Below are 24,460 nucleotides of genomic sequence, written 5' to 3' on the forward strand. Positions count from 1 at the left end.
AACGCAGGAGGATACGTCTGAATTTCATAAAGCGATGTAATTGTTTGAAATAGTGAGCTATTATGCGAACGAGCCATTTTTGGTGGGTAAGACTCCGGATTTAAGGGGCCTAGCCGAATATCCAATAGGGGTGCTAGGTATGGCGAGAATTCGTTAAATCTATTGGAAATATCCAATGAGATGGGACTTGGAAATGGAACTGGACTTGACTCCAACCTAATCCAATCCAACTCAATCCAATCCAGCGAGTGGTGCTTACCCGACAGAAGAAACAAAACGATCCAATTCATAATTAGATTAAATTTGAATCGATAGGAGTGAAAAGGATGGCACAAAGCGATCTTCAGGAGAACAAGACGGCGGCCGGCACAGTTCAAGAGGGGACGGGGGAACGCGGAGGGGCAAGCGCGTTGTTTCCTACATATTCACGCTATCCGCTCAGCCTGGTAAAAGGCCACGGTAGCTGGGTCTGGGACGATCAAGGCAACCGCTATCTCGACTTTATGAGCGGATTGGCCGTGACTAGTTTGGGGCATGCACCGGAAAAGGTTAGAGAGAAGGTTAAGGCTCAGCTCGATGAGCTCTGGCATGTCTCCAACCTGTTCCAAATTCCGCAGCAGGAAAAAGCGGCTCGTATGCTAACCGAGATCAGCTGCGCCGACGCGGTGTTTTTCTGCAACAGCGGGGCGGAGGCGAATGAGGCCGCTATCAAGCTGGCCCGCCGCTATCACCAGAAGGTGAAAGGGACTGACCGGTACGAAGTGATCACGTTCGAACAGTCGTTTCACGGACGCACGCTGGCGACGCTCACCGCGACAGGCCAGCAAAAAGTGAAGGACGGCTTCCTTCCGCTCCCTGCAGGCTTCAAGACCGTGCCGCTTCACGACATGGACGCTTTGAAGTCAGCGATCGGACCGAATACGGCGGCCGTGATGCTGGAGATGGTTCAAGCCGAAGGCGGCGTGCATCCTGTGGATCGCGGATTTGTGCAACAATTGGCTGAACTGTGCAAGCAGGAAGGTTTGCTGCTGATCATCGACGAGGTGCAGACAGGCATGGCCCGGACGGGAACCTGGTTCGCTCATGAGCAGTACGGGATCGAGCCGGATATTTTCACGGCGGCTAAAGGAATTGCCAGCGGTCTGCCGGCAGGAGCCATGCTCGCCAAGGAATACCTTCGCGAAGCCTTCACGCCGGGGACACATGCGTCGACCTTTGGCGGCAACCCGGTTTCCGCTTCCGCCGTGGTGGCGACGATCGAGACGATGAAGGAAGAAGAGATTCCGAAACGGGCGGCCGAGATGGGCAAATACCTGAGTGATCGACTGCGGGAGTCGCTAGCTGATAACCCGTTCGTGAAAGAAATTCGCGGACTCGGGCTGATTATCGGCATTGAATGCGCGGAGCCGGTAGGCGATATCGTGACAGCTGGACAGAAGAACAAATTGCTGTTCGTAACAGCAGGTCCGAACGTAATTCGGCTGCTTCCGAATTTGAAGGTGACCCATGAAGAGGTCGATCAGGCGGTCGATACGCTTGCGGCTCTGATTGCGGCCCATACCGCGAAGGAGGATAATAATCAATGAGTCTAACCGAATCAACTAAAGACACAAGCATAAGCATCGGCCTCAAGGGACGCGACCTGCTTGAACTGGACGATTATACAACGGAAGAGATACAGTATTTGATCGACTTGGCGATCGAGATCAAGGCCAAGCAGAAGAACGGAGAGGTTTACCAGCCTCTGAAGGGCAAGACCATCGGACTTATTTTTGAAAAATCGTCGACCCGGACCCGCGTGTCCTTCGAAGTCGGAATGTTCCAGCTTGGCGGACACGCGCTGTTCCTGAGCAAGAACGATATCCAGCTCGGCCGCGGCGAGACGATCGCCGATACGGCTGGCGTGATGTCGCGTTACCTCGACGGAATCATGATCCGTACGTTCGGTCATGATAAAGTCGTTGATCTGGCCAAATACGCAAGTATTCCCGTAATCAACGGTTTGAGCGATCTGGCCCATCCGTGCCAGGTGTTGGCCGATTACCAAACCATTTATGAGCACAAAGGCGTCCTGAAGGGCCTGAAGCTGGCCTATGTCAGCGATGGCAACAATATGGCGCACTCGCTCATGATCGGCGGAGCCAAGCTTGGCGTTCATGTGTCGGTGGCGAGTCCGGAAGGCTATGAGCCTGATCCGCAAGTCGTCGCGAGCGCCCAGGAAATCGCTAAGTCTACCGGTGCGATCATCGAAGTGGTCCGCGATCCGAAGGACGCGGTGAAAGATGCCGACGTCATCTATTCGGACGTATGGGCGAGCATGGGCTTTGAAGAGGAGCAAAAGGCGCGCGAAATCGCATTTGCATCCTATCAAGTCGATGAAGCCTTGGCCGCACACGCGAAACCGGACTATTTGTTCATGCACTGCCTGCCGGCACACCGCGGTGAGGAAGTCAGCGAAGGCGTCATCGACGGCAAGCATTCGGTTATTTTTGATCAGGCGGAAAACCGGCTGCACGCGCAAAAAGCGCTGATGGCAGCTTTAATGGGATAATTTTTTAGGAGGCTTCGATTATTATGGCAAAAGAAAAAATCGTACTGGCGTACTCGGGCGGACTGGACACGTCGGTTATTCTGAAATGGCTCAAAGAAACCTATGACGCTGAAATTATCGCCTTTACGGCGGATATCGGCCAGAAGGAAGAACTGGACGGACTGGAGGAAAAAGCGCTGGCTACCGGCGCCTCCAAGGTGTACATCGACGACCTGCGCGAGGAGTTTGCCAAGGACTTCATCTATCCGATGTTCCAATCGGGAGCCCTGTATGAAGGACAATACCTGCTCGGCACAAGTATTGCCCGTCCGCTCATCGCGAAACGCATGGTGGAAATCGCCCGCGCCGAAGGCGCTACGGCCATTGCCCACGGCGCTACGGGTAAAGGCAACGACCAGGTGCGTTTTGAGTTGGCGGCGGCTGCGATCGCGCCGGAAATCTCCGTTATCGCCCCTTGGCGTTTGAGTGAATTCCGCGACCGTTTCCCGGGCCGCGCTGAAATGATCGCTTACGCGGAAGAGAACGGCATTCCGGTTACCGCTTCTGCGGCTAAGCCTTACTCCATGGACCGCAACCTGCTGCATATCAGTTACGAAAGCGGCGTGTTGGAGGACCCTTGGTTCGATGCTTCTGCACCGGAAAACAAAGGGATGTTCCTGCTTAGCGCATCGCCGGAAGATGCTCCGGATCAGCCGGAGTACCTGGAGCTGACTTTTGAGCAAGGCAATTGCGTCGCATTGAACGGCGAGCAGCTTGATCCGCTTCGTGTTATGGAGAAGCTGAACGAGCTTGGCGGCAAGCACGGCATCGGACGGGTAGACATGGTCGAGAACCGCTTCGTCGGCATGAAGAGCCGCGGCGTATATGAGACGCCAGGCGGTACGATTCTGTTTACGGCTCACCGCAAAATGGAGTCGCTCACGATGGACCGCGAAGTGATGAACCTTCGCGACAGTCTGATCACCCGTTACAGCACGCTCGTGTACAACGGGTTCTGGTTCGCTCCGGAACGTCTCGCCTTGCAGGCCCTTGTCAACGAGAGCCAAAAGAACGTAACGGGAACGGTGCGAGTGAAGCTGTACAAAGGTAATATTATCGCGGCCGGCGTCAAGAGCCCGGTAAGTTTGTACAATCCGGATATCGCGACCATGGAAGCTGATCCGACGCAAGCTTACGACCAGGGAGACGCTACCGGATTTATCCGGCTGAACGCGTTGCGCCTGAAAGTGGGTTCTGGCGTAGAGCAAAACAGTAAGTAAGTCTTCTTAAACGCAATTAATCATTCACAAGATTAACGGACCGTCTGGCCGTTTCCTTACGCGGAGGAAGTATCCCTGCCGCCGGGAAACGGCCTGTGGTTTGATTCAGATAAGGAGTGAACCAAGGTGAGCAAGCTGTGGGGTGGACGCTTTACGAAGCAGACCAACCGATTGGTGGAGCAATATACCGCTTCGATCGGATTTGATAAGGCGCTGGCGGAGGAAGATGTGCAGGGAAGCCTAGCGCATGTGACGATGCTCGGCAAGTGCGGCATTCTGCCGGAAGAGGATGTCGAGAAAATCAAGGACGGGTTGCATACCGTGCTTAACAAAATCAAACGAGGCGAGTTGGAATACTCCGTTTCGGATGAAGACATCCATATGAATATTGAGAAGCAATTGATCGATGAAGTCGGCCCCGTCGGAGGCAAGCTTCATACCGGACGCAGCCGGAACGATCAGGTTGCGACGGATATGCATCTGTACCTGCGCAAGCGGGTTGTGGAATTTGTAGGCTTGCTTCATGATCTTCAGGAAGCGTTGATCGGACAGGCCAAAGCCAATCAGGAAACGATCGTTCCCGGTTACACGCATCTGCAGCGGGCGCAGCCGATCTTGTTCGCCCATCATTTGATGGCTTACGTCTCCATGTTCCAGCGGGATATCGAGCGCTTGCAGGATAGTTACAAGCGTATCAATGTATTGCCGCTCGGCGCGGGCGCGTTGGCGGGAACCACATTCCCGATCGACCGTCACTTCGTGGCGGAGCAGCTCCATTTTGACGCGGTATACGAGAATAGCTTGGATGCGGTGAGCGACCGCGACTTCATCCTTGAATTTTTGGCAGATGCTTCGATTCTGATGATGCATTTATCGCGTCTCAGCGAGGAGCTCGTGATGTGGAGCAGCACGGAATTCCGGTTTGTGGAGTTGGATGATGCTTTCTGCACAGGCAGCAGCATTATGCCGCAAAAGAAAAACCCCGACGTCCCGGAACTGGTCCGTGGCAAAACCGGCCGTGTCTATGGCAATCTCATGGGTCTGCTCACCGTGCTGAAATCCTTGCCGCTGGCGTATAACAAAGATATGCAGGAAGACAAGGAAGGCATGTTCGATACGGTGGAGACCCTTCAGGGGGCTTTGCAGCTGTTTGCACCTATGATCGCGACGATGAAGGTCAACAGCGTGCGCATGCGCGAAGCGGTAAACAAGGATTTCTCAAATGCGACGGATATCGCCGACTTCCTGGCGAACAAAGGTCTGCCTTTCCGCCAGGCGCATGAAGTGATCGGCAAGACGGTACTGTACTGCATCCAGAACGACAAGTTCCTGCTTGATCTCACCCTGGATGAATTCAAACAATTCTCACCGTTGTTCGACGAGAGCATTTATAACGTGCTTCAACCGGAAACGGTGGTAAACGCACGGAACGTATACGGCGGTACGGCCTCCGGCCAAGTGGCCGCGGCGATTGCCCGGGCGGAAGCCAAGCTTCAGACTTCCGGCGAATGGGTGAAGGAATTTACGGAAAAGAGCAAATAGTGGATGAACCGCCAATAAGTTTGGAACAGCCTTCGATTTTGACGAAGGCTGTTTTTTTGTTTTCTTTACATGGATTTACGGAAGATGAGTGGAAATATTGAACATTTTCATACAATTTCAGAAAATATATTAAAAATTCGTCGTAAATTGTCGAAATATAAGTTAGATCATTCCTTGCAATGATTAGAAGTCGCAATTTTCGAAATGTTGTTTTTGTTCACCTCACCTTAGATCCCTCACCTCATGTACATACATATTGAAAAGGAGATAAACCCATGAAAACCTTTTTTGCCAGCGTGGGGCGATTACTGGAAGTCCGGACGCTGCGCAACCGCATGTTATTCCTCTTTGCTGTCCTGCTGATTATCCCTAACTTAGTTATCGCATACTCGAATCTGGATAGTGCCAAAGGGCAGTTGCGTGACAAGATGAAAGAGAGCACCCGGTCGAGCGTCAATTTGTTGAATGATTCACTGAATCATATTGTAGAGGCGGAAGTTCGGAACATTGAGCAATTAGTGATGGAAATGGATTCCCAGAAGATTGACGCAAAATCTGCGGAATTGCGGACGCTCCTCGAACTGTTTATGGAGAAGCACCCCGAATTGGAGATTATTACGGTAGGCAATCAGAATGGAGCTTGGATGAAGGCTCCGGATCCAGGTAAGCAGGATTACGATCCCAGAGAAAGAGACTGGTACAAGGCAGCTTTAGCCAAGCCGGATCAGACCATTATTTTAGATCCGTTCAAATCGGCGACAACGGGGAACTACAACCTGTTCATCAGCCGGGCGCTGCCAGACGGTCAGGGAGCGATAACGGTATCTCTGGATCTGGCCAACGTCAATGAAATGGTCAAAAAGGTCAAACTTGGATCCAGCGGATACATTTATTTGCTGGACCGGACCAACCACTTCACTTCCCATCCGATGCAACCTGTAGGTGCGGAGGCGGTTGGAGACCATCTGGTCAAAATTCAGGGCGAGGAATCGGGATTTTTGGATTACAATAATCCGGATACCGGAAATGCCCAGACAGCTTATTTTACGACAAACGACTTAACCGGTTTTAAGATTGTCGGCGTACTGGAAACGAATGAATTTAGTAGAGCGTTGGCGCCTATTTTTTGGTCAGCCCTGATCGTATTAGGTATCTCCTTGGTAGTCGCCGGCGTACTGCTGTTCTTCTCGATCCGCAGCATCACACGCCCGATTGAGCGGTTGAACCAATCCGCGAAACGCGTAGGCGAGGGATTCCTGAATGAGGAAGTGATCATCACCCGGCGTGATGAGATCGGTGAACTGGCTGGAAACTACAATGAGATGGTAGGCTCGATCCGGCGAATGGTTCAAGGCATTTCTGAAGTTTCCAGCCAGCTTGCCGCATCAAGTGAAGAACTGACGGCCGGAACCGAGCAGAATGCCCGAGCGGTTGAGCATGTGGTCGGTCTGGTGCAGGAAACCGCAGCCGGCGCGGAGATTCAGGCGTCCGTTTCGGCGGAAAGCGCTAAGACCATGGAAGAGATGTCCATGGGCATTCGCAAAATCGCGGAAGCTTCAGGCACGATTGTGGAGTCCTCGCTTCAGACTGAACAGGATGTAAGGTTCGGAAGCGAGAAGGTTCTCCATGTTAGCCAACAGATGGAAGAGATTCACCGGTCAACCCGGGAATCTGCGGAACTGATGCATCAAATGAACGAACTCAGCGCTCAGGTGGCGGGAATGAGCAGCGCGATTTCGGACATTGCGGTACAGACTAATCTTCTTGCGCTGAATGCGGCGATCGAGGCTGCCAGAGCGGGAGAAGAGGGCCGCGGCTTCTCGGTCGTTGCCGGAGAAGTTCGGAAACTTGCGGAACAGTCCCGGACAACGGCGGAAAGAATTCAGCTGAGCATCGGACAGATGTCCGAGCTGACGGAAAAGGTCTATGAAGTTATGAATCGGGATGTCACTGAGAGTGTTGAGCGCGGTATTTCCGTCACGAGTGAAGCCCAGAACGCATTCCGGCAAATTGAAGGCTCCACACGGCGGATTTCCGAGCAAATTCACGAGGTTTCAGCGATTACCGAGCAGATGTCGGCCAGTGCCGATGAAATCGCCGAGTCGGTTACCCAAATTGCCCAAACCTCCTCAAAGAGCCTGGATTCTTTCCAGAGCGTAACCGCAGCAACACAAGAACAGCTGGCTTCAATGGAGGAAATCTCCTCGGCTTCGGAAGCATTGGCCCGGATGGCCACAGAAATGCATGGTCAGATTGATCGTTTCAAAGTATAAGGTTGGTTCATAGAAATAATAGTTCGGTCGTGCCGGTCGCGTATCTTTTCTGGATACGGGGTCGGCACGATTTTTTATTTTCCAGAAAGACTTCATGATGTTGTGATTATTTACAACGTAACAATGTTATGTTACATTATTCCGGTAAGAAAGGAGCAGGGCCAATGAATGAGGATTTAATCTCCAAAAAGGAACTGCTGGATATGACGGGCATTTCCTATGGGCAGCTATATCGATGGAAACGAAAAAATCTGATTCCGGAACAATGGTTTATCCGCAAGTCTTCCTTTACGGGACAAGAGACTTTTTTTCCGCGGGATAAAATGTTGCAGCGAATTGATCGTATTCTCAACATGAAGGATGATTTGTCGCTGGACGCTTTGGCGGATGTATTTTCTCCAAATACGGGAGAGTTGAGCTTGAGCGTGGGTGAGATTTTGGAGCGAAACATTGTTTCATCTACCTCGTTGAATTTATATATTGAAACAATAGGGATTACGGAGCAGCCCCAATTCAGCTTTGAGCAAATTTTGATCATCTACGTGCTCGACAAGCTGTTACGCAGCGGAGATATTTCGCTGGAAGAAGGGCGTTTGTTGGTTCGGACACTGGAGTCCTATTTTCCCGAGCAAACAGGAAGGGAAGTCGGCGTAAGATTAACCAGAAAGATGGGGGTTGGCGCCTTCTTGCTGGTACCGGGAGACGTGGATATTTTTATGGACAGTGAGGTTCGAACGGTAACGAGACTGGCGATGGCGCAGTGTACGGAAGAATTGAAATTATTAATAGGCGGGGGCGACGCATAAGTGGAAGATCAGAAAATAAAGAATTTGCGAATCAACGGAATGGGGCAGGCTGCGGGGGGCACCTACGGAAAGATCGGTACGGACGGAATCGCCACGTTGAACGGAGACACCGTATGTACGACGCTTACCTCGAACGGAACGCTTAAAGTGAAAGGCTCTCTTCAAGGGGAGCAGCTGCGGGCGAACGGTAAATTTAACGTGGAAGGATCTCTCGCCGGAGAACAGCTCCGGGTAGACGGGGGGATGAAGATAGAAGGGGATCTACGGGCTGAGCATGTGGATATTCACGGGATGCTGACCGTAGGCGGCAGCGCGTTCGGGGAAACCCTGGAGACTGACGGAGGACTGAAGCTGGGGGGAAATGCGGAATTTGAAACGTTTAAAGTCCATGGCGGCTTCCAGGTCGGCGGGATGCTGAATGCGGGTAATTTGGATATATTCATGGCTGCTGTCTGCCGGGCTAAAGAGATTGGAGGGGAACGGATTCAGGTTCGCAAAAAATTGAGCACACGGAATCTTCTGGCCTTGTTCTCACCTTCCCTAGCGGTGCGTTTGACAGCGGATGTGATTGAAGGAGACGACATTGATCTGGAGGAAACCAAGGCGGAAGTTGTCCGTGGCAACTCGGTCCGGATCGGACCCGGGTGTGAAATCGGGCGTGTTGAATATAAAGATCATTATGCGGTCGATCCAAAAGCCACGGTGGGAAACTCAATACAAGTGTAGCGGTGGAGGCTATTTTTTAGGAGGTGAAGAAAAATGAATCAACAAAATAATCCGAACATGACCCGCCATAATTTGCGGCTTGTCGGCGAAAGCTCCTCTAACGGCGGCTTCTTTGACGAGGTTCGCGTGACCGGGGATGCGGAATTTAACGGAGACGTCGACTGCCAGTCTTTTAAATGTACGGGGAATTCAGCAGTGGATGGAAGTCTAAGTGCCGATTTATTGAAGATTACAGGTAATTTGGGGGTTGAGGGCAACCTGAACGTTGGCAATATGCATTTAACGGGCGAGCTTAAGGTGAACGGGCATATTACGGGCGGAAAAGTTCAATTATTTGGAGAATGCGCAGCGAATGGCGAAATCCGGGCTGAACAGTTTCTTATTAAGGGAGTCGTTCAAGCCGAAGGGATGCTGAATGCGGAACAAGTTGAAATTCGCATGCTCGGCAGCAGCAGAACCCGTGAAATTGTCGGAACCCATATTGAAGTTAAGCCATACGAACCCGGTAAATGGATGCCTTGGTTATGGCACGGGTCAAAGAAGGAACTGGAGGCAAGCATCATCGAGGGAGACGTCATTCGGTTGAGGAATGTTACGGCGGATGTCGTGCGTGGAGGAGACGTCGAGATCGGGCCGGGATGCCGCATACGTCTTGTGGAGTACAGCGAGGCTTTGCGTCAGGATGAACAGTCGGAAGTGGGACAGAGCGTGAAGCGAACGGTAGAATAGGCTGTTCTTTGGAATAGGAAAAGAAAAGGAATAGACACCAAAAAAAGAGCCCTGCTCCGAAAATAAACTCAGGTTCTACTCCCGGATTCGGGAAATAGAATTCATAGTTTATCGGGCAGGGCTTTGCGCTGCGAGAAGATAAGCTTATTGTTCGGGTCCGATATGTCCCTTACGTCCGGCTGTGTAGCCCATGATGATGGTGATCAAGGACACACCGGTGATGGTAGCCAGCGGCATTGCCCAACCGCCGCTACGGTCGTGAATGAAGCCGAACAAGGTCGGTCCGACTGCGGCCAGCAGATAACCGACGGATTGCGCCATCCCGGACAATTTGGCAGCCTGATCGGCCGTTCGCGAACGCAAGGCGAAGAACATAATGACCAAGCTGAAGGTCGTGCCGCAGCCAAGACCGATCAGCAGAATAAACAATAGCGCCAGATCCGGCGAGCCGAGCCAGACACCGCCGTACCCGAGCAGGAACAACGCGGAGGAAACGGCGGCTAGCCCTTTTTGGGACTGGGCGCGTGCGGCTATTAATGGCATAAGGAATGAGCCGCCCATGCTGGCAAGCTGCATCAGGGAGAGCATCCAGCCTGCCTGATCCATGCTCAATCCCCGTTCATGGAGAATTTCCGGCAACCAGGAAATGCCGACGTAAAACATTACGGACTGGCAGCCCATAAAAATCGTTACCTGCCAGGCGATAGGAGACCGCCAGACGGAGGCGGAGCGCTGCGAGGTTGTGTTGCCTTCCGGGGCGGTTGTGGCGGTGTCCAGGCCGGAAACCTTGACCGCGCCGCCGGATGCAAGAGCTGCTGCAGTCCGGGTATTGCTGCGGCTGGCGCTATGGCGCCGGGCCAACGGCAGCCAGATTAAGGCGGTGGCTGCCGACAGAACGAGCCAGCAGGCCAAGGCCCCGCGCCATCCGAGACCGGTGCGGGAGATCGGCATGCTGATTCCCGAAGCGATGGCGGACCACATATTCATGGATGACGTGTACAGGCTCGTCATCAATCCGAGCCGCAGCGGGAAGTCCCGCTTGATCAGGCTGGGAACTAGCACGTTGCCGACAGCAATCGCGCTGCCGACCAGGGCGGTTCCGCCGAAGAGGGCCGGAACGGCGGGCATGGAGCGGAGCAGGATTCCTCCTGTCATCAGGATCATGCAGTATAGCAGCGTCCGCTCTATACCAAAGCGGGATGATAATTTTGGTGCGGCGAGCGCGAACACCGCGAAGGCGATGAGCGGCAAAGTCGTCAGCATGCCGGCGAGCGTATGGGACAAGCCGGTTGAACTCTGGATCTCGCCGATCAGCGGCCCGACGCCGGTGAGCGGAGACCGCAGCGTCGCCGCGGTCAGCATTACGGCAATGATTAACAGCGTCGCCGCCGCTCCGCCGGCCACTGTATTTTCAGAAGTAGTCCGTATTTCAGTATTTTGCTTCATGATGATTATGAATCCTCTCTAGTCTGCGTTTTCCATGGCTAAGCTGTATGTTCAACTATTACTGTCTACTTTCCACTCTCTATCCAGGGGCACACAGTATGTTTCGCTATTAGGCTACACGTTTAGTCAGGTGGCTCTACCTTATCATATGAAAACTTTTGCAGGCAAGAGCAGCGGACAGGGTTTGTTGGGTATGTCGTTTGTGGTACAATTTGGATAGTGTTATTGCAGTACTTAATAGTCGTGAAGCACACGTCTTTTTGCCGTGGCCCCTTTGGGCCTATAAGCGAAAAGGCGTTTTTTATTTTGAATAGGAGGAATCGGTATGGGATTTTCAGAAGCTCACACCCTTTTTGTGAACCGGCATTTGACTGCTAGGCAGGGGGAACGTCTCCGAAGATTGAAGGAAGAGCATGGGCATGCGGAAAAGTTGTTCTTGGAGCTGGTTTGGTGGCCTGCTTTTGGACAGTTTCAGCATTTGCATCCGGAGTATGAGGTGAGTGATTTTAAGGATGGTTACAGGTATTTGGACTTTGCTTATATTCGGACAGGTATGCGGTTGGCAATCGAAATTGACGGTTTTGGTCCGCATTGGAGAAATATTAGCCGCCACCAATTCTCAGACCACTGCCGGAGACAAAACGATCTGGTTACGGACGGATGGAAGGTACTACGCTTTACGTATGACGATGTTAAAGAGAGCCCCCGTTACTGCCAGTTAAAGCTACAGCAATTTATTGGAAGATGGCTGGGGGAGGAGAAACATGTTTTGGACGCTGATTGGATCGAAAAAGAGGTTGTTCGTCTGTTTATGCGTGAAGGACGGCCGCTTACCCCCACAGAAATATGCAACTATATGGGATTTCAAAATAAGAAAGCCCGCAGGTTGCTGTGGAGAATGAGTGAAAAAGGTTGGATTCGACCCGCCAGCGGGCAAGAGCGGGTGCGTTCTTATTGTCTTGATTTAGAGGGCAAGGATTATCAGTTGTAATATTGATAATGGAAATAAGGCCTTTTTAGGGCCTTATTTCGAGGGTTGGGGCAGATAATATAAAAATAGGGGACAAATGAGGTCTTATTTTAGTTTTATTGGCGGATAAAGGCCCATTCTGAGCAAAAACAGCAGAATAAGACCCCAAAAGTCCTCTATTTTTGAGGGAGGAACGAAACTAGTACAAATAGCGCCCCAAAAGTCCTCTATTTTGAAACAATCATCTAGAAAACTTGGGCCCGTTCACTCCGTCTTCCAGCACTCGGGGGGTATCCTGTTGCGCCGGTGCTTTGCCGTCTGCGCCGCCCGGCACGGCGATGACGTTCGGCTGAGCCGGGTAGGTGTCACGCGAGAGCCGGGTTTTGGCCGTGGCTTTGCCGTCAATGTACTTGATCCGATACGTCTCCACGATGTAGCCGGGCTTGCCTTGCAGCACGACCTCCCGGCTTCCGGCGGAAAGCCCCGGGTTAGCGACGTATTTGTCGGGAACGGCGAGGATGTCGGTCGTCCGGGACTCAATATCGTAGGTCACACTGTCCGGCATATCGCCGAACAGCTTGACTATTAATTGCTCTTCCTTCACCTGAGCGGTAATGAGCAGATGCTGTCCGCTTGTATTTTGGAAGCGGAAGTTGATGTAGCCCTGAGCGAAGGTGGCATCCTGCCCCAGCGGGACATAGCTGACAGGCAGGGAGTGGTTGCGGCGCTCGACGATGTCGAGACCGGCTCGGATGGCTGCATTATATAGAGTGCTTGACACCTGGCAAATGCCGCCGCCGACGCCGGGGACGAGCTTGCCGCCGAAGATGACCGGCGCTTCGCGGAAGCCGTAGCTCTGCTCGGCCGCTTCGACCACTTTGGCGTAGTCGAAAATACCGCCAGGCGGCAGCACCATCCCGTCGATGCTGCGTGCAGCGGCTTCAACGTTATGCAGCCTTCCTTCTCCGCTGGTTTGCAACCCGGTCGAAAACTCGGCGATTTTGCGGCGGATGCCTTCACGCTTCAGGCTCTCGACCGTTACGGCAGGCTGCACCGGCGCCAGCGGAATCTCGACCTGGGCAGCGCCTAGATGCCCGCCGCCACTCCCCTTATTGGCCTCATCACCGGAGCGGCCTGAAGACGGCCCCGGAATCGCCGCCTGTATCAGCATAACGAGCGATTCCCAATCGATTCGCTGAGCCGATTTGCCGGGTAAATAGCGGATGCTGTCATCCGCTGCGATCAACCGGACGGCATTGACGGGGCTGCCGAAATGATCCTTTTCCCATTTGGGGGTAAGGGTCTTTTTCAACATTGAGGGATGAAAGGAGGCGTGCAGCCTCCAGGTTTTTGCAAAATTTTTACGAGCCTTAGCTCTCTCCCACACATTCCCCGCAGAAAGCGACAAAACTTCACTTCGGAAATCCGGCGCATCCCACGCAGCTCCGGCTTCCTCCCAGGTCAGGGTTAGTTCGGTATCTTTATTTTCTGCATTCCTAAAGGAGAATCTGATGTTTCGCTTCCTAAGTTCCGCGATCATGTCATCCAGTTTGTCCAGCGCCTCTTCCGCCGCCAGCCCTCCGACCTCCAGCCCTCCCACGACGGTACCGGAAGGAACCGTATTCCCGGAAGTATAGAGCAGCAGCCCTCCATAGATGAAGGAAGCGGTAAGCAACACAGTCAGAACCCCTATGACGAGAAAATGAGCTACTGACAATCGATACTCTTTTTTTCGCATACCCTGCTCCTTATCAATTGGAAAAATATTATGTACAACCATATATATGATGAAATTCTGGAAACTTTCGGGTACTCAAGAGGTAACATATTTGTTACAATAAGTATCGGACTGATGAAATACCTCATCTTTTAAAGGATTTAAAGAGAACATGTCGAAAGTAAAATTGCAGACAACCCAGTCATTGGAATCAAGGTTTAGGACGTGATGAATTGATAGAAATGCAGGATATCTGGAAGACGTACCCGAATGGAACGCATGCACTCAAGGGCGTCTCGGTCAAAATCGACCGCAATGAATTTGTTTATCTCGTCGGCCCGTCAGGAGCGGGTAAATCGACTTTTATGAAGCTTATCTACCGTGAGGAGGTGCCCACCAAGGGCCAAATTTCCGTCAACGGTTTTAATATCGGCAAGCTGAAGCCCCGGAAGATTCCTTATGTGCGCAGAAATATCGGCGTTATTTTTCAGGATTTTCGGCTGCTTCCCAAGCTTACCGCCTATGAAAATGTCGCTTTTGCGCTAGAGGTTATCGAAGCGCCTAAGAAAGTAATTAAGAAACGCACGCTTGAAGTGCTGGAACTGGTCGGGCTGAAAAATAAAGCCAACCGCGATCCTTCCCAGCTATCGGGCGGGGAGCAGCAGCGGGTCGCAATCGCCCGGGCGATCGTCAACAATCCGTCGGTCATTATCGCGGACGAGCCTACAGGGAACCTGGACCCCGAGACATCATGGGGAATTATGCAGCTGCTGGATGAGATCAATTTTCGGGGTACTACCATCGTAATGGCAACCCACAACCGGGATATCGTAAACACCATGCGCAAACGCGTTATTGCTATAGAGCACGGCAACATCGTTAGAGACCAGCTGAGAGGGGATTACGGTTATGAGTTTTAGTACCCTCCTCCGGCACCTTAGGGAAGGCGTCAAAAACGTGCTCCGCAACGGCTGGATGTCGGTGGCGTCCATTACGTCGATCATAGTTTCCTTATTTATATTGGGCGTGTTTATTTTACTCGTGCTTAATGTAAACTCTTTTGCGGATGATGCCGATAGTCAAGTACAGATCAGTACTTATCTGTCATCCAACGTGGATGAAACGATGCTCGAGAAGATTCGCAGCGACATCGGGTCCATGGAGGAAGTCAGCCGGGTAACCTTGATCCCTAAGGCTGAAGGATTGAAGGATTTCAGAGAAAAGCTGGGGGAAGAAGGCAAGGACTTGCTGGAAGGGTACGACGAAACGACGAATCCGATTCCCGATACGCTGAAGGTGGAGGTCGTTGAACCGACCACGGTTCCTTACGTGGCAAGCAAGATCACTGCTCTCAACGAAAAATACCAGGACAAGCCGATTTATAAAGTCAACTACGGTCAAGGTACGACCGAGAAGTTGTTCAAGATTACAAGAGCGGTCCGGAATATCGGATTCGCCTTCGTGGCAGGTCTCGGCCTGATGGCCATGTTCCTGATCTCGAATACGATCCGCGTTACGATTTTGGCCCGTCGCCGCGAGATCGGCATTATGAAGCTGGTGGGCGCAACGAACATGTTTATAAGGTGGCCTTTCTTCGTGGAAGGAGCCTTGATCGGATTCATTGGATCGGCCATTACCGTTGGAGCATTATTTCTGGGATACAATCAACTGGTCGATTCCGTTAAAGCGGATATTACGCTCGCCTTCCATCTGATTCCGGTAGGTGAGATCGGCCTTCAATTGGCAGTTCTTCTAGTAGGTCTCGGCCTGCTGATCGGGATTTGGGGCAGCACCATGTCCATCCGTAAATTCCTGAAAGTCTAGTGTCAATGTCGTGTAGAAATGTCAAAAGCCAGCATGTTGGCTACCTATTTAGAAGAAGGATGGGGAAGCGAAGTTGAAAAGATGGATATCCATTGTTGCCGTTGTCGCTTTAGCCGCTGCTATTTTTCAGCCTACCGAAGGATTTGCGAAGTCAAAAACGATCAGTCAGATCGATAAGGAGCTGAAGCAGCTCCAAGAACAAGCCAAACAGGCCAAGAAGCAGCAGGAAAAAGCCGCGGACCAGAAGCAAACGGCTCAGCATTATGTGAACAAGAACACCAATTATTTGAAAGAAGTTATGGCGCAAATCGATTCCGTCAGCAATGAATTGGCCAAAATTTCGGTCGATATCGAAAATACGGAGCAGAGCCTCCGGGATACCGCAGTTAAATTGGAAGAAACCAAAGCACGGATTTCTGAGCGTTCGGATCTTCTGGATTCGAGAGTTCGTTTGATGTACACCGACGGGGCCGTGTCCTATTTGGACGTGCTGCTGTCATCTACCAGCTTTACCGATTTCCTGGAGCGTGCCGATTCTTTACAAGCGATCGCAAACCAGGACCATGTTCTGTTAGAGGAACACAAGCAGGACAAAACGCTGCTGGATGAGCAGCAGAAGCAACTGGAAGCTGATTACGCCAAAGTGAAGACATTGTATGCGGATGCGGAATCGCGCAAGAGCATTTTGGAAGAGAAAGAAGTCGAGAAGCAGCAGCTTATCGCAAAATACTATGCGGAGATTGAAGAATCCGACGATATTAGCGAAGAGCAGGAGAATCTGCTCATAGAGCTTGCGACCAAGCGGGCTGCATTGGAAAAAGAGAAGAACAAGCTGAAAGCAGCTCAAGTATATACGTATAAACGCAAGACTTCTTCCTCTGGTGGTTTTAAAGGAAGCGGCGGTTCGATGGGCCTTCCGGTTACGGGTGCCCGTTTGTCCTCCGGTTACGGTTCACGGATTCATCCGATTACGGGCAAGAAGAAGACGCATACCGGCGTCGACCTGGCGGCTCCGCAAGGCACGGATATTCACGCGGCCGAAGGCGGCGTTGTCATCGTTGCCGAGTGGTGGAGCGGTTACGGTAACACCGTAATCATCGATCACGGGGATAATGTCTGGACTTTGTACGGTCACATCCGCAACGGCGGCATCAAGGTGGAAAAAGGGCAGAAAGTGAAGAAGGGTGAAAAGATCGCCGAGGTCGGTAGCACCGGCAACTCGACGGGGCCGCATTGCCACTTCGAAGTTCGGATCGACGGTAATCCTGTGGACCCGATGCCATATTTATAATAAAATAGGAATGTCGATGGAAACGGATAGCCGTCCGCGAAGACGGGTTATCCGTTTTTCATTCATGAAATGGATTAATATTCTTTACATGCAGGACATATACTTAGGAGACAAACATAGGCGGTGAATTCATTAAATGTATAAAAAACGTACAGTCGCTTTACTCGTAGTTGTGGCCATGGTGGCCAGCTGTTTGCTTACTCTGACATTGACCGGACAGTGGAGCTTTGCGGGTTCGGGACCGCTGCGCAGCGGAATTTTTGCCGATAATGTTGGGACGGGCTCCAAAGAAGGTATCAAGAAAATCGAGACCGCCATGCAATTGGTCAAAAATAATTACGTGGAAGGCGTCGATCAGCAGAAGTTGGTTGACGGTGCCATTGACGGGATGATGAACGCGCTTGGAGATCCTTTCTCCTCTTACATGGGACCTGAAACGGCGCAGCAATTTTCCGAGCAGATCGAAGGCTCGTTTACCGGGATCGGCGCGGAGGTGTCGATGGAGAACGGTAACGTGGTCGTCGTTTCTCCTATCAAGGGATCGCCAGCCGAAAGAGCCGGGATTAAGCCGAAGGATATTTTACTGTCGGTGAACGGGGAGTCCTTTGAGGGACTCAGCCTGAATGAGGCGGTGGCCAAAATCCGCGGCCCGAAAGGGACCAAAGCCAAAATCAAGGTGAAACGGGCAGGATCCACGAATACTTTGGAATATACGATTGTTCGTGATGATATCGCATTGGAAACGGTATATGCCCGGATGGAAGAGGGTAAGGTCGGCGTCATCGAAATTACCGAGTTCTCGATGAATACCGCGGAACGCTTTAAGCAAGAGTTGGCTAACCTGGAGAAGCAAGGAATGAAAGGTCTGGTCATCGACGTGCGGAACAATCCGGGAGGCGTGCTCCAGATCGTTATCGAGATGGCGGAGCATTTCGTACCGAAAGGCAAGTCGATCGTTCAGGTGGAAGATAAGAACAAGCAAAGAGAAAAGACCGTATCCAAGGGAGTCGGTAAAACCTATCCGATTGCCGTGATTACGAATAAGGGAAGCGCCAGCGCCTCCGAAATTTTGGCCGGCGCACTGCAGGAATCGGCGGACGCCAAGCTGATCGGTGAAGCTACCTATGGTAAGGGTACCGTACAAACGAGCTTCAGCCGGGAGATGGGAGACGGCAGCCTGCTGAAAGTAACGATTGCCAAATGGCTGACCCCGAACGGCGAATGGATTCACAAGAAGGGGATTGAGCCGGATGTCGCGGTGTCTCAGCCGGGTTATTTTTCGGTAGCGCCGATCAATAAAGAGAAAACTTACAAATACGACATGCTGGGTGAAGATATCAAGAGTGCGCAGACGATGCTGCAAGGGCTTGGCTATGATCCGGGACGCACGGACGGGTATTTCAGCAAAGCTACGGAAACCGCGTTGAAGAAATTCCAGACGGACAAGAAGCTGCAGGCTACAGGCGTTCTTGACGAAAAAACGGCGGAAGCGCTCGAGGCGGCCCTCATTGAGCAAATCCGGGATCCGAAGCACGATAACCAAATGAACCGGGCTATTGAGGTCATCCGGAAGGAAATTACCTCCCCGGTGTCGAATAAATAAGAAGGCTGATTTTTAGCCTTCTTTTTTTCTGTGCTGGCTGGGGGATGAAGGCAACCAACTGAGGGGATAGGAGCGTGAGCCGGAATTGGATCTCTTGCTTGAAGGATTGTGGAATGTGGCGGAAGCGGTAGGGCAGTTGTTTCTGCAGCCGTTTTATTATATTTCGATTATTTTGATTATGCTGCTGTATCGTAGACAAGTGCTGCTTGAACGTAAATTGTTCCATGTCAGGCTGCACGGCTGGCTGGCCCAAACCTGGCGCACCGTTTTAGGCGGATTGCTGGCAGGGGTGGGAATTTCGCTGGTATCAGCGTTTATAGGGATGACGCTGACGGTTGAAGGTATTTTATGCATCTGGATCGTGACCGTCCTGCTGTTGTTGATTCGGGTCCGTTATTTGTGTCTGGCCTATTCCGTCGGACTTCTGGGCGTGATCCAGTTCGGATTGAATTTGTTTCCTGCGTTCACCGGCAGCGGCTGGTTGGCCGAGTGCGTAAGTGCAGTGAGGGAATTAAATATACCGGCTTTATTGTGTCTTGTTGGACTGCTTCATTTGGCGGAAGGACTGCTTGTCCGGTGGCAGGGGGCTTCCTTCGCGGGGCCGCTCTTCTTCGAAGGCAAACGGGGCAAGCTGGTGGGCGGTTATCAAATGCAGAGCCTATGGCCTGTACCGCTGCTGTTGTTAATTCCGGCGGATACGACGGGCGGGGTGCTGCCATGGACGCCGCTGTTCGGGGGAGACGCCTGGCAAGGCGGTTTTGGACTCATGGCGCTCCCGATCGTCATCGGCTTCTCGGAAATGACGACCGGCATGCTGCCGAAGGCGAAGGCTAAGATCACATCCGGCCGTTTGCTCGGATACGGCATCGTCGTTATTGCGTTGGCGCTGCTTGCCGGCTGGTGGTCTCCTTTGATGCTGTTGGCCGCGTTGGCGGCTGTCCTTCTGCACGAGGGACTGGTCTGGTTCAGCCGGTTCGAGGAGCAGCAGCGTAGTCCGCTGTTCGTGCATCCGCAGGGCGGAGTGAAGGTGCTGGCTGTGCTGCCGGGCAGTCCGGCGGAGGAGCTGGGTATCCTGCCCGGCGAGTCCATTGTCCGTGTGAACGGCGTGCCGGTTCCCACGAAAGAGGAACTGCATGCCGCGCTGCGCATCCAGTCGGCATTTTGCAAGCTGGAGGTTCGTAATCTCGCAGGCGAGAGCAAGTTCCTCCAGCGCGCTATCTACGCCGGCGAGCATCACCAGCTCGGCGCCATTCTGGCGCCGGACGAGTCGGCGCCGGCGGCAGTGAAGCTGCAGCCGTTATCGCTGCTGCAGCTGCTCAAGCCGCGCCGCGGCGCGCACGATGTGCGTCGCGGCGCGGACGCGGGCACGCCCGCCGCCTCCGGCGAGGCGGGCGTGAGCAGCGACGCCGCGCATTAGGGCGGCGTCGGGCTGGGCGCACGGGTGCGCCCCACTGTGCTTGCTGCGCACCTGTGCGCCTCGCTGTGCCCTGCTACGCGTGGGCGGCGCATTCGCCTGGCCTTTACACGTAACGAACTCAGCAAACCTTATTTGGGCCAAAACTCGAAGTTTGAGATTCTAACGAACCCCAGTAATCTTATTTCGTGCAAACAGACACTTTTTTTGCTCAAATTTACTCAATAACGCCGCTAGGGTTCCTTAGATCCAGTACAAGCCCGTTTTCCTGCAAATAAGCGCTGTACGGTTCGTTAGCTGGAACTCTGCGTCGTGCAACGAACATGAGCAAGCTTCTGTAGCCTAGCTTCCTATACGCGTAACGAACTTAGTGAGACAGTCGATTAAGGCTTAAAGTTGAAGATATAGAGCCCAAATAGTCCGCTGTGAAATAATCTAAACAGGTCGATTATGGTGATACCTCACCGTAGTTGGCCTGTTTTTTGTTATCTGCGCTTTCATATAGAGTGTGGGATATTGGATCGCAGGTGGAAATATTTTGATATATTGGATATTGCGCAAAATAGATTAATTTAATAAAATCCCAATAGACATTCTAAATTGGAAAAAATTATTATACAGGGGAGATGAAGCATTGCAGCAGAGGGTAGAACCCGGCAAAGTGGAGAACTTGTCCCGTAACCTGGAGCATTTGAGACAAACGATAGAGCACTCGCTTACTGGCTTATCGAATGAATTGACGCGACTGCTCAGCAGTGTGGAATCCGCCTACTCGGAGTCCTATGTGCGTGCTGCGGCTAGGGAAGTTAGCGAGCAGCTTCATGAGATCATGAAGTTTGCAGAAGCGCTGGATGAACGGATGAGGGATAAAGTTAAGGTGTTAAACTATGCAGCCAATGAATATCTGCAAATTGAGAAGAAGGCCGTCGGTTTAGCTAAGGCAAGCAAGCCAGCTTATTTTACCTTGAAGGGTGCGGCTCAGGCCTTGCTGAAAGGATTCAAGGATAGGGCGTTGCAGAATATTGGCGACTCCGGAGATCCTTCTTCCAAGTCGAAGCTCTCTCTTGTGCAGATCGCCAAGGGTGTGTTGCTGGAATTCCGGGAGATGAGTTTGGAGAGCCGAGTCGCCCCGGTAAAAGAAGATGCGAGAATTGCCGCACTTCTGCTGATGATGGAAACGGGAACTGTAGAGGATCAGGCATGGGCGAGAGAGAAGCTGGATGAGATTGCGAAGGCTTTTGAAGAGCTAGCCCGCCAACAGGCAGCATATCAAGTTTACGAGATTTATGGCAATGAAATGTATACGGGTTACGTACATAAGCTGGCGGACAAACAGAGAAGCATTCTGGCGGATTTGGGCATATCGGAAAAATGGTACAAGACGGGAGTGAGCCTCGCGGCTTTTTACAAAGGTTCCCCTCTCACGGCTTGTGATTATAACCCGCTAAAACATGATTTTTCGACTATGCCCTCAGAGAGTGAACTCCGTATGGTGATTGCCGTCGGACTATATAACGAGGTTTACCGGAATTGGGCGAGGAATAGCTATAGCCGGATTGAGGCAGCCGTGCATCAAGCTGCTGAACAGCAGCGGAAACTGGAGGAACAGCTGGAGGAATATAACCGCCTGGTACCTGAAGAGGATATCCGGAAGATGCAGCAGGTTTTGAAGGATTTGAATATTTACCAAGGAGAGGTCACGGGAAAATATAACGAGGAACTACTAATAGCGGTTGCGGGATACCAGCATATTGCTAATACGATCAGTTCAGTAGCTGCGGTTTGGAGGTCACAATCCAAATCGGGGAAATACGAATTCGAAGTGGACGGTAAAGTAACGAAAGAGTTGCTTGAATTGGCTCTGGCGGAAAAAGGCCTGGGCATACGGAACAACCCTGATCTGGTTATAAATAACGGAGGAACGATCACGGCGATAACAATGGTGGGCGTCGGAGATGGTATCGTCAGTCAACTGAAGGAGGATTTTGGGGATGTTTTGAAAGGGAGCTGGGCCAATAATCCAAATAACATAGAATTCTGGACAAAAACCCTCCCGCACTATTATGATTTGGCTAAAGACATTGAGAATGGCAACATTACCTATGATTCCATTAAATCGATGCTTGGTGAAGAACTTGCAAAGGAGTTTATCGTTCCTTTTAAAGATATTAAGAATCTCTCGGGCAAAGTATTAAGCGGCAAAGCTTCCTATGAAGAAAGCGTCAGCTACGGCCGAGCTTTAGCTAAAGCGGCTTCAGCAGTCATGCTAGTGAAGGCGGCCGCCACAGCAGGTGCGAAAGGTGCGAAGCTTGCCTCCAAGTCCTCCAAAGAGCTCTTGGAGTCCCTGCCTAAAATAACGGAGCAATTTAGGAGATATGAATTCGTGACACCCGAAGGGATTAGAGTGAAGGTTCCTGCCTGGGAAGCGGATGGCACAATCTCCTACTCTAAGAACCCGAACCAAGTCCAGCAGAATTTTATTGAAAATTATTTGAAAGAACGAGAAGGGAAGGGAAGGGTTGAGGGGACGGGCAATCTAATCTTCAAATCAGATTATGATGACCATTTAGTAAACGTTAAGAAATTTGATCGAGATCCATCCAAAGGTATTACAGGCGGTCACAATATGGATGAGTTCTACAAATATTTTAGAAACGTTTTGAAGTTAGATGATGTGGATTTTATTAACAAGGTAACACCCCACCCCACGATTGATGGAATTATTCAAATTAATTACAAGATACCTAAACTTGATAATAAGGGCAACTTGACTGGAGAGTATAAGTACTTCAAAAATCCCAAAACTGTGTATGACCCATCCAAAATTTCTGAGGTAACAATAATCGAATGGGGTAAAGCTGCTATGCAACAAGGAATTGATGCTGGTAGTATTGTCGGAAGAAGAATAACTGGTATTGCCCCGAATGGATTGAAATTCGAAGGGTATATGGATGAAAATGGTGTCATTACAAACTTCTATCCAAAACTCGATTAAAGGAGATTAGCTATGAAAATAGATAAGAATTTTGATGAATTAACGGCAATGGAACTATATTTCCTCTATCTTGATGAAGATAAATTTATAGATGCCCTTGAAGATTTTTCGAATAAGGTAGGTTATGGTATTTCAGAGTTTATCTGTTGTGCATTTCCACCTGAATATGAATCATGGGAAGAGGGGTATTTTGGAGATACGGGCGTGAAGTTTGAAGTTGAACCGCCAGCAGTTGATGGAATTAAATATGAAATAGTATCAAATACAGACTTCATTGATTTTCTTGATAATTTAACACATCAGTACCTTGTTTCATATCCTATGGAACAATCTAAAGTTGAACTGCTTTTAAACCAAATTAAAACTAAATTACTTTAATAAGCGAGGGCTACCCTCTCCGAATGAACTCATCATTCAACCAATAACACATATAACCGATGTAAATCGAATTGAACTACTTCCACATGCGGGTGTAACAACTCAATGTGGTTTTTCTTTTTGCCTAAACAAATAGAAGACGATGGTTTTTAACAAATTAACATTGTTATCATTGAGCTTTTCAAGTTCAAATTCATAAGAATCAACTCTGATGAATTGGAGGGTACTTTAATGATCATAAAATATAAATATAAATTGAAGTATATGGATGAATTTAATATGGTTGTATTGGATTTCGACAAGGAAAAAACACTAGAGTTCGCCAATATGATAAGTGATCCCTTAGGATCTGATATATCTTGGAGATTCAAAGATTTGAAAAAGGATATTGAGAATTATGTAGATTTATTAAAGGGAAATATACCCGAATATAGACATGGAGGAAATGCATCCAGTGTTATATCTTATAAAGACTATACAATAATTGAAGATCCATTTTATGATGAGGAAGAAGATGAAATTGAACCGATTTGTAAATTAGAGACAGTTGAATTTGTGAAAATTATATTACTTTGGGCTTACGAAACTTATAAATATAAAAGCGAGAGGGGAGTGATTGCTCTAGATGAGGCAGATATGGTTATGAAGTGGATTAAACAAAAAATGTTAGAAGTTGAGAGTATAGAAAATAAATCTATAAAATAGCTTGTATAAAGCCATTTATAACCTTAGCAACAAAATCGTACAATACAACCAACAGACCAAACGCTAAACAATTATCGTCTCGTTTTTAGAACTATTGGTGAAGTGAGTCTGTAAAATAATTTGTGTAAACTCCCAATTCTACTAAAATGGAAAGTAATAGAAAGGTTGGGGGAACACATGGGACTTTGGACAAAAGAGCAATTACGAGCTTTCATTAAGGAGAACAAACTG

General features: G+C 50.5%; 19 protein-coding genes. 17 read left to right on the top strand and 2 right to left on the bottom strand.

Going from position 1 to position 24,460, the window contains the following annotated elements; translation table 11 throughout:
• The first annotated feature begins 326 nt into the window (after positions 1–326).
• The 8 genes from argD (at position 327) to KJS57_RS25450 (ending at position 9,886) form a co-directional block, all read left to right on the top strand.
• Positions 327–1,586, top strand: coding sequence for an acetylornithine transaminase (gene argD / locus KJS57_RS25415; protein WP_213656779.1), 1,260 nt, complete (start codon positions 327–329; stop codon positions 1,584–1,586).
• Positions 1,583–2,551 (top strand): ornithine carbamoyltransferase, encoded by a 969-nt coding sequence (argF, locus tag KJS57_RS25420; RefSeq protein WP_211022609.1) that lies wholly within the window; start codon positions 1,583–1,585, stop codon positions 2,549–2,551. The genes argD and argF overlap by 4 nt, the downstream gene beginning before the upstream one ends.
• Before the next feature lie 23 nt (positions 2,552–2,574).
• On the top strand, positions 2,575–3,810 hold the full coding sequence (locus KJS57_RS25425; protein WP_211022608.1) for an argininosuccinate synthase: 1,236 nt from the start codon (positions 2,575–2,577) through the stop codon (positions 3,808–3,810).
• A 126-nt stretch (positions 3,811–3,936) separates the two neighbouring features.
• Positions 3,937–5,352, top strand: a complete 1,416-nt coding sequence (argH, locus tag KJS57_RS25430; RefSeq protein WP_211022607.1) for an argininosuccinate lyase — start codon at positions 3,937–3,939, stop codon at positions 5,350–5,352.
• Between the two features lie 275 nt (positions 5,353–5,627).
• The gene (locus tag KJS57_RS25435; RefSeq protein ID WP_211022606.1) at positions 5,628–7,625 is read left to right on the top strand and encodes a methyl-accepting chemotaxis protein; all 1,998 of its coding nucleotides are present in this window, start codon (positions 5,628–5,630) and stop codon (positions 7,623–7,625) included.
• 164 nt (positions 7,626–7,789) lie between these two features.
• On the top strand, positions 7,790–8,431 hold the full coding sequence (locus KJS57_RS25440; RefSeq protein ID WP_211022605.1) for a YhbD family protein: 642 nt from the start codon (positions 7,790–7,792) through the stop codon (positions 8,429–8,431).
• On the top strand, positions 8,432–9,157 hold the full coding sequence (locus KJS57_RS25445) for a bactofilin family protein (protein WP_211022604.1): 726 nt from the start codon (positions 8,432–8,434) through the stop codon (positions 9,155–9,157).
• Between the two features lie 33 nt (positions 9,158–9,190).
• Positions 9,191–9,886: a polymer-forming cytoskeletal protein gene (locus tag KJS57_RS25450; RefSeq protein ID WP_213656780.1), complete on the top strand. Its 696-nt coding sequence runs from the start codon at positions 9,191–9,193 to the stop codon at positions 9,884–9,886.
• A gap of 144 nt (positions 9,887–10,030) precedes the next feature.
• Here the strand turns inward: KJS57_RS25450 and KJS57_RS25455 are convergent, their stop codons facing one another.
• Positions 10,031–11,332 (bottom strand): CynX/NimT family MFS transporter, encoded by a 1,302-nt coding sequence (locus KJS57_RS25455; protein ID WP_213656781.1) that lies wholly within the window; start codon positions 11,330–11,332, stop codon positions 10,031–10,033.
• 325 nt (positions 11,333–11,657) lie between these two features.
• Here KJS57_RS25455 and KJS57_RS25460 point away from each other — a divergent pair, with 325 nt between their 5' ends.
• Positions 11,658–12,323 (top strand): putative endonuclease domain-containing protein, encoded by a 666-nt coding sequence (locus KJS57_RS25460; RefSeq protein WP_213656782.1) that lies wholly within the window; start codon positions 11,658–11,660, stop codon positions 12,321–12,323.
• Between the two features lie 220 nt (positions 12,324–12,543).
• Here KJS57_RS25460 and KJS57_RS25465 read toward each other — a convergent pair whose 3' ends face one another.
• Positions 12,544–14,040, bottom strand: a complete 1,497-nt coding sequence (locus KJS57_RS25465; RefSeq protein ID WP_213656783.1) for a VanW family protein — start codon at positions 14,038–14,040, stop codon at positions 12,544–12,546.
• A 212-nt stretch (positions 14,041–14,252) separates the two neighbouring features.
• Between KJS57_RS25465 and ftsE the strand changes: the two genes are divergently transcribed.
• The 8 genes from ftsE (at position 14,253) to KJS57_RS25505 (ending at position 24,229) form a co-directional block, all read left to right on the top strand.
• Positions 14,253–14,939 carry a cell division ATP-binding protein FtsE gene (gene ftsE / locus KJS57_RS25470; protein WP_211022599.1) on the top strand — a complete coding sequence of 229 codons (687 nt, stop codon included), beginning with the start codon at positions 14,253–14,255 and terminating at the stop codon, positions 14,937–14,939.
• Complete coding sequence (gene ftsX / locus KJS57_RS25475; protein ID WP_211022598.1) at positions 14,929–15,843, top strand: permease-like cell division protein FtsX; 915 nt, start codon at positions 14,929–14,931, stop codon at positions 15,841–15,843. Before ftsE ends, ftsX begins: the two co-directional genes overlap by 11 nt.
• Before the next feature lie 73 nt (positions 15,844–15,916).
• Entirely contained in the window at positions 15,917–17,134 is a 1,218-nt protein-coding gene (locus KJS57_RS25480; protein WP_211022597.1) for a murein hydrolase activator EnvC family protein, read from the top strand.
• 136 nt (positions 17,135–17,270) lie between these two features.
• Positions 17,271–18,737 carry a S41 family peptidase gene (locus tag KJS57_RS25485; RefSeq protein ID WP_213656784.1) on the top strand — a complete coding sequence of 489 codons (1,467 nt, stop codon included), beginning with the start codon at positions 17,271–17,273 and terminating at the stop codon, positions 18,735–18,737.
• A gap of 85 nt (positions 18,738–18,822) precedes the next feature.
• Positions 18,823–20,154, top strand: coding sequence for a PDZ domain-containing protein (locus tag KJS57_RS25490; RefSeq protein WP_213656785.1), 1,332 nt, complete (start codon positions 18,823–18,825; stop codon positions 20,152–20,154).
• Between the two features lie 631 nt (positions 20,155–20,785).
• Positions 20,786–23,146, top strand: coding sequence for a CdiA family toxin C-terminal domain-containing protein (locus KJS57_RS25495; protein WP_213656786.1), 2,361 nt, complete (start codon positions 20,786–20,788; stop codon positions 23,144–23,146).
• A gap of 12 nt (positions 23,147–23,158) precedes the next feature.
• Entirely contained in the window at positions 23,159–23,524 is a 366-nt protein-coding gene (gene cdiI / locus KJS57_RS25500) for a ribonuclease toxin immunity protein CdiI (protein WP_211022591.1), read from the top strand.
• A 234-nt stretch (positions 23,525–23,758) separates the two neighbouring features.
• A complete protein-coding gene (locus tag KJS57_RS25505) occupies positions 23,759–24,229 on the top strand; it encodes a hypothetical protein (RefSeq protein WP_211022758.1) in 471 nt (156 codons plus the stop codon).
• Positions 24,230–24,460: the final 231 nt, after the last annotated feature.

Origin of the sequence: Paenibacillus vini (genome assembly GCF_018403325.1) — a bacterium.
Taxonomy (GTDB): domain Bacteria; phylum Bacillota; class Bacilli; order Paenibacillales; family Paenibacillaceae; genus Fontibacillus; species Fontibacillus vini.

What these genes read in the sequence shown, in the direction of transcription:
- KJS57_RS25485 (WP_213656784.1), top strand. Translation starts at nt 17,271, where the DNA reads ATGTATAAAAAACGTACAGTCGCTTTACTCGTAGTTGTGGCCATGGTG.
- ftsX (WP_211022598.1), top strand. Translation starts at nt 14,929, where the DNA reads ATGAGTTTTAGTACCCTCCTCCGGCACCTTAGGGAAGGCGTCAAAAAC.
- KJS57_RS25450 (WP_213656780.1), top strand. Translation starts at nt 9,191, where the DNA reads ATGAATCAACAAAATAATCCGAACATGACCCGCCATAATTTGCGGCTT.
- KJS57_RS25460 (WP_213656782.1), top strand. Translation starts at nt 11,658, where the DNA reads ATGGGATTTTCAGAAGCTCACACCCTTTTTGTGAACCGGCATTTGACT.
- argD (WP_213656779.1), top strand. Translation starts at nt 327, where the DNA reads ATGGCACAAAGCGATCTTCAGGAGAACAAGACGGCGGCCGGCACAGTT.
- KJS57_RS25440 (WP_211022605.1), top strand. Translation starts at nt 7,790, where the DNA reads ATGAATGAGGATTTAATCTCCAAAAAGGAACTGCTGGATATGACGGGC.
- KJS57_RS25425 (WP_211022608.1), top strand. Translation starts at nt 2,575, where the DNA reads ATGGCAAAAGAAAAAATCGTACTGGCGTACTCGGGCGGACTGGACACG.
- cdiI (WP_211022591.1), top strand. Translation starts at nt 23,159, where the DNA reads ATGAAAATAGATAAGAATTTTGATGAATTAACGGCAATGGAACTATAT.
- KJS57_RS25465 (WP_213656783.1), bottom strand. Translation starts at nt 14,040, where the DNA reads ATGCGAAAAAAAGAGTATCGATTGTCAGTAGCTCATTTTCTCGTCATA.
- KJS57_RS25435 (WP_211022606.1), top strand. Translation starts at nt 5,628, where the DNA reads ATGAAAACCTTTTTTGCCAGCGTGGGGCGATTACTGGAAGTCCGGACG.
- argF (WP_211022609.1), top strand. Translation starts at nt 1,583, where the DNA reads ATGAGTCTAACCGAATCAACTAAAGACACAAGCATAAGCATCGGCCTC.
- KJS57_RS25455 (WP_213656781.1), bottom strand. Translation starts at nt 11,332, where the DNA reads ATGAAGCAAAATACTGAAATACGGACTACTTCTGAAAATACAGTGGCC.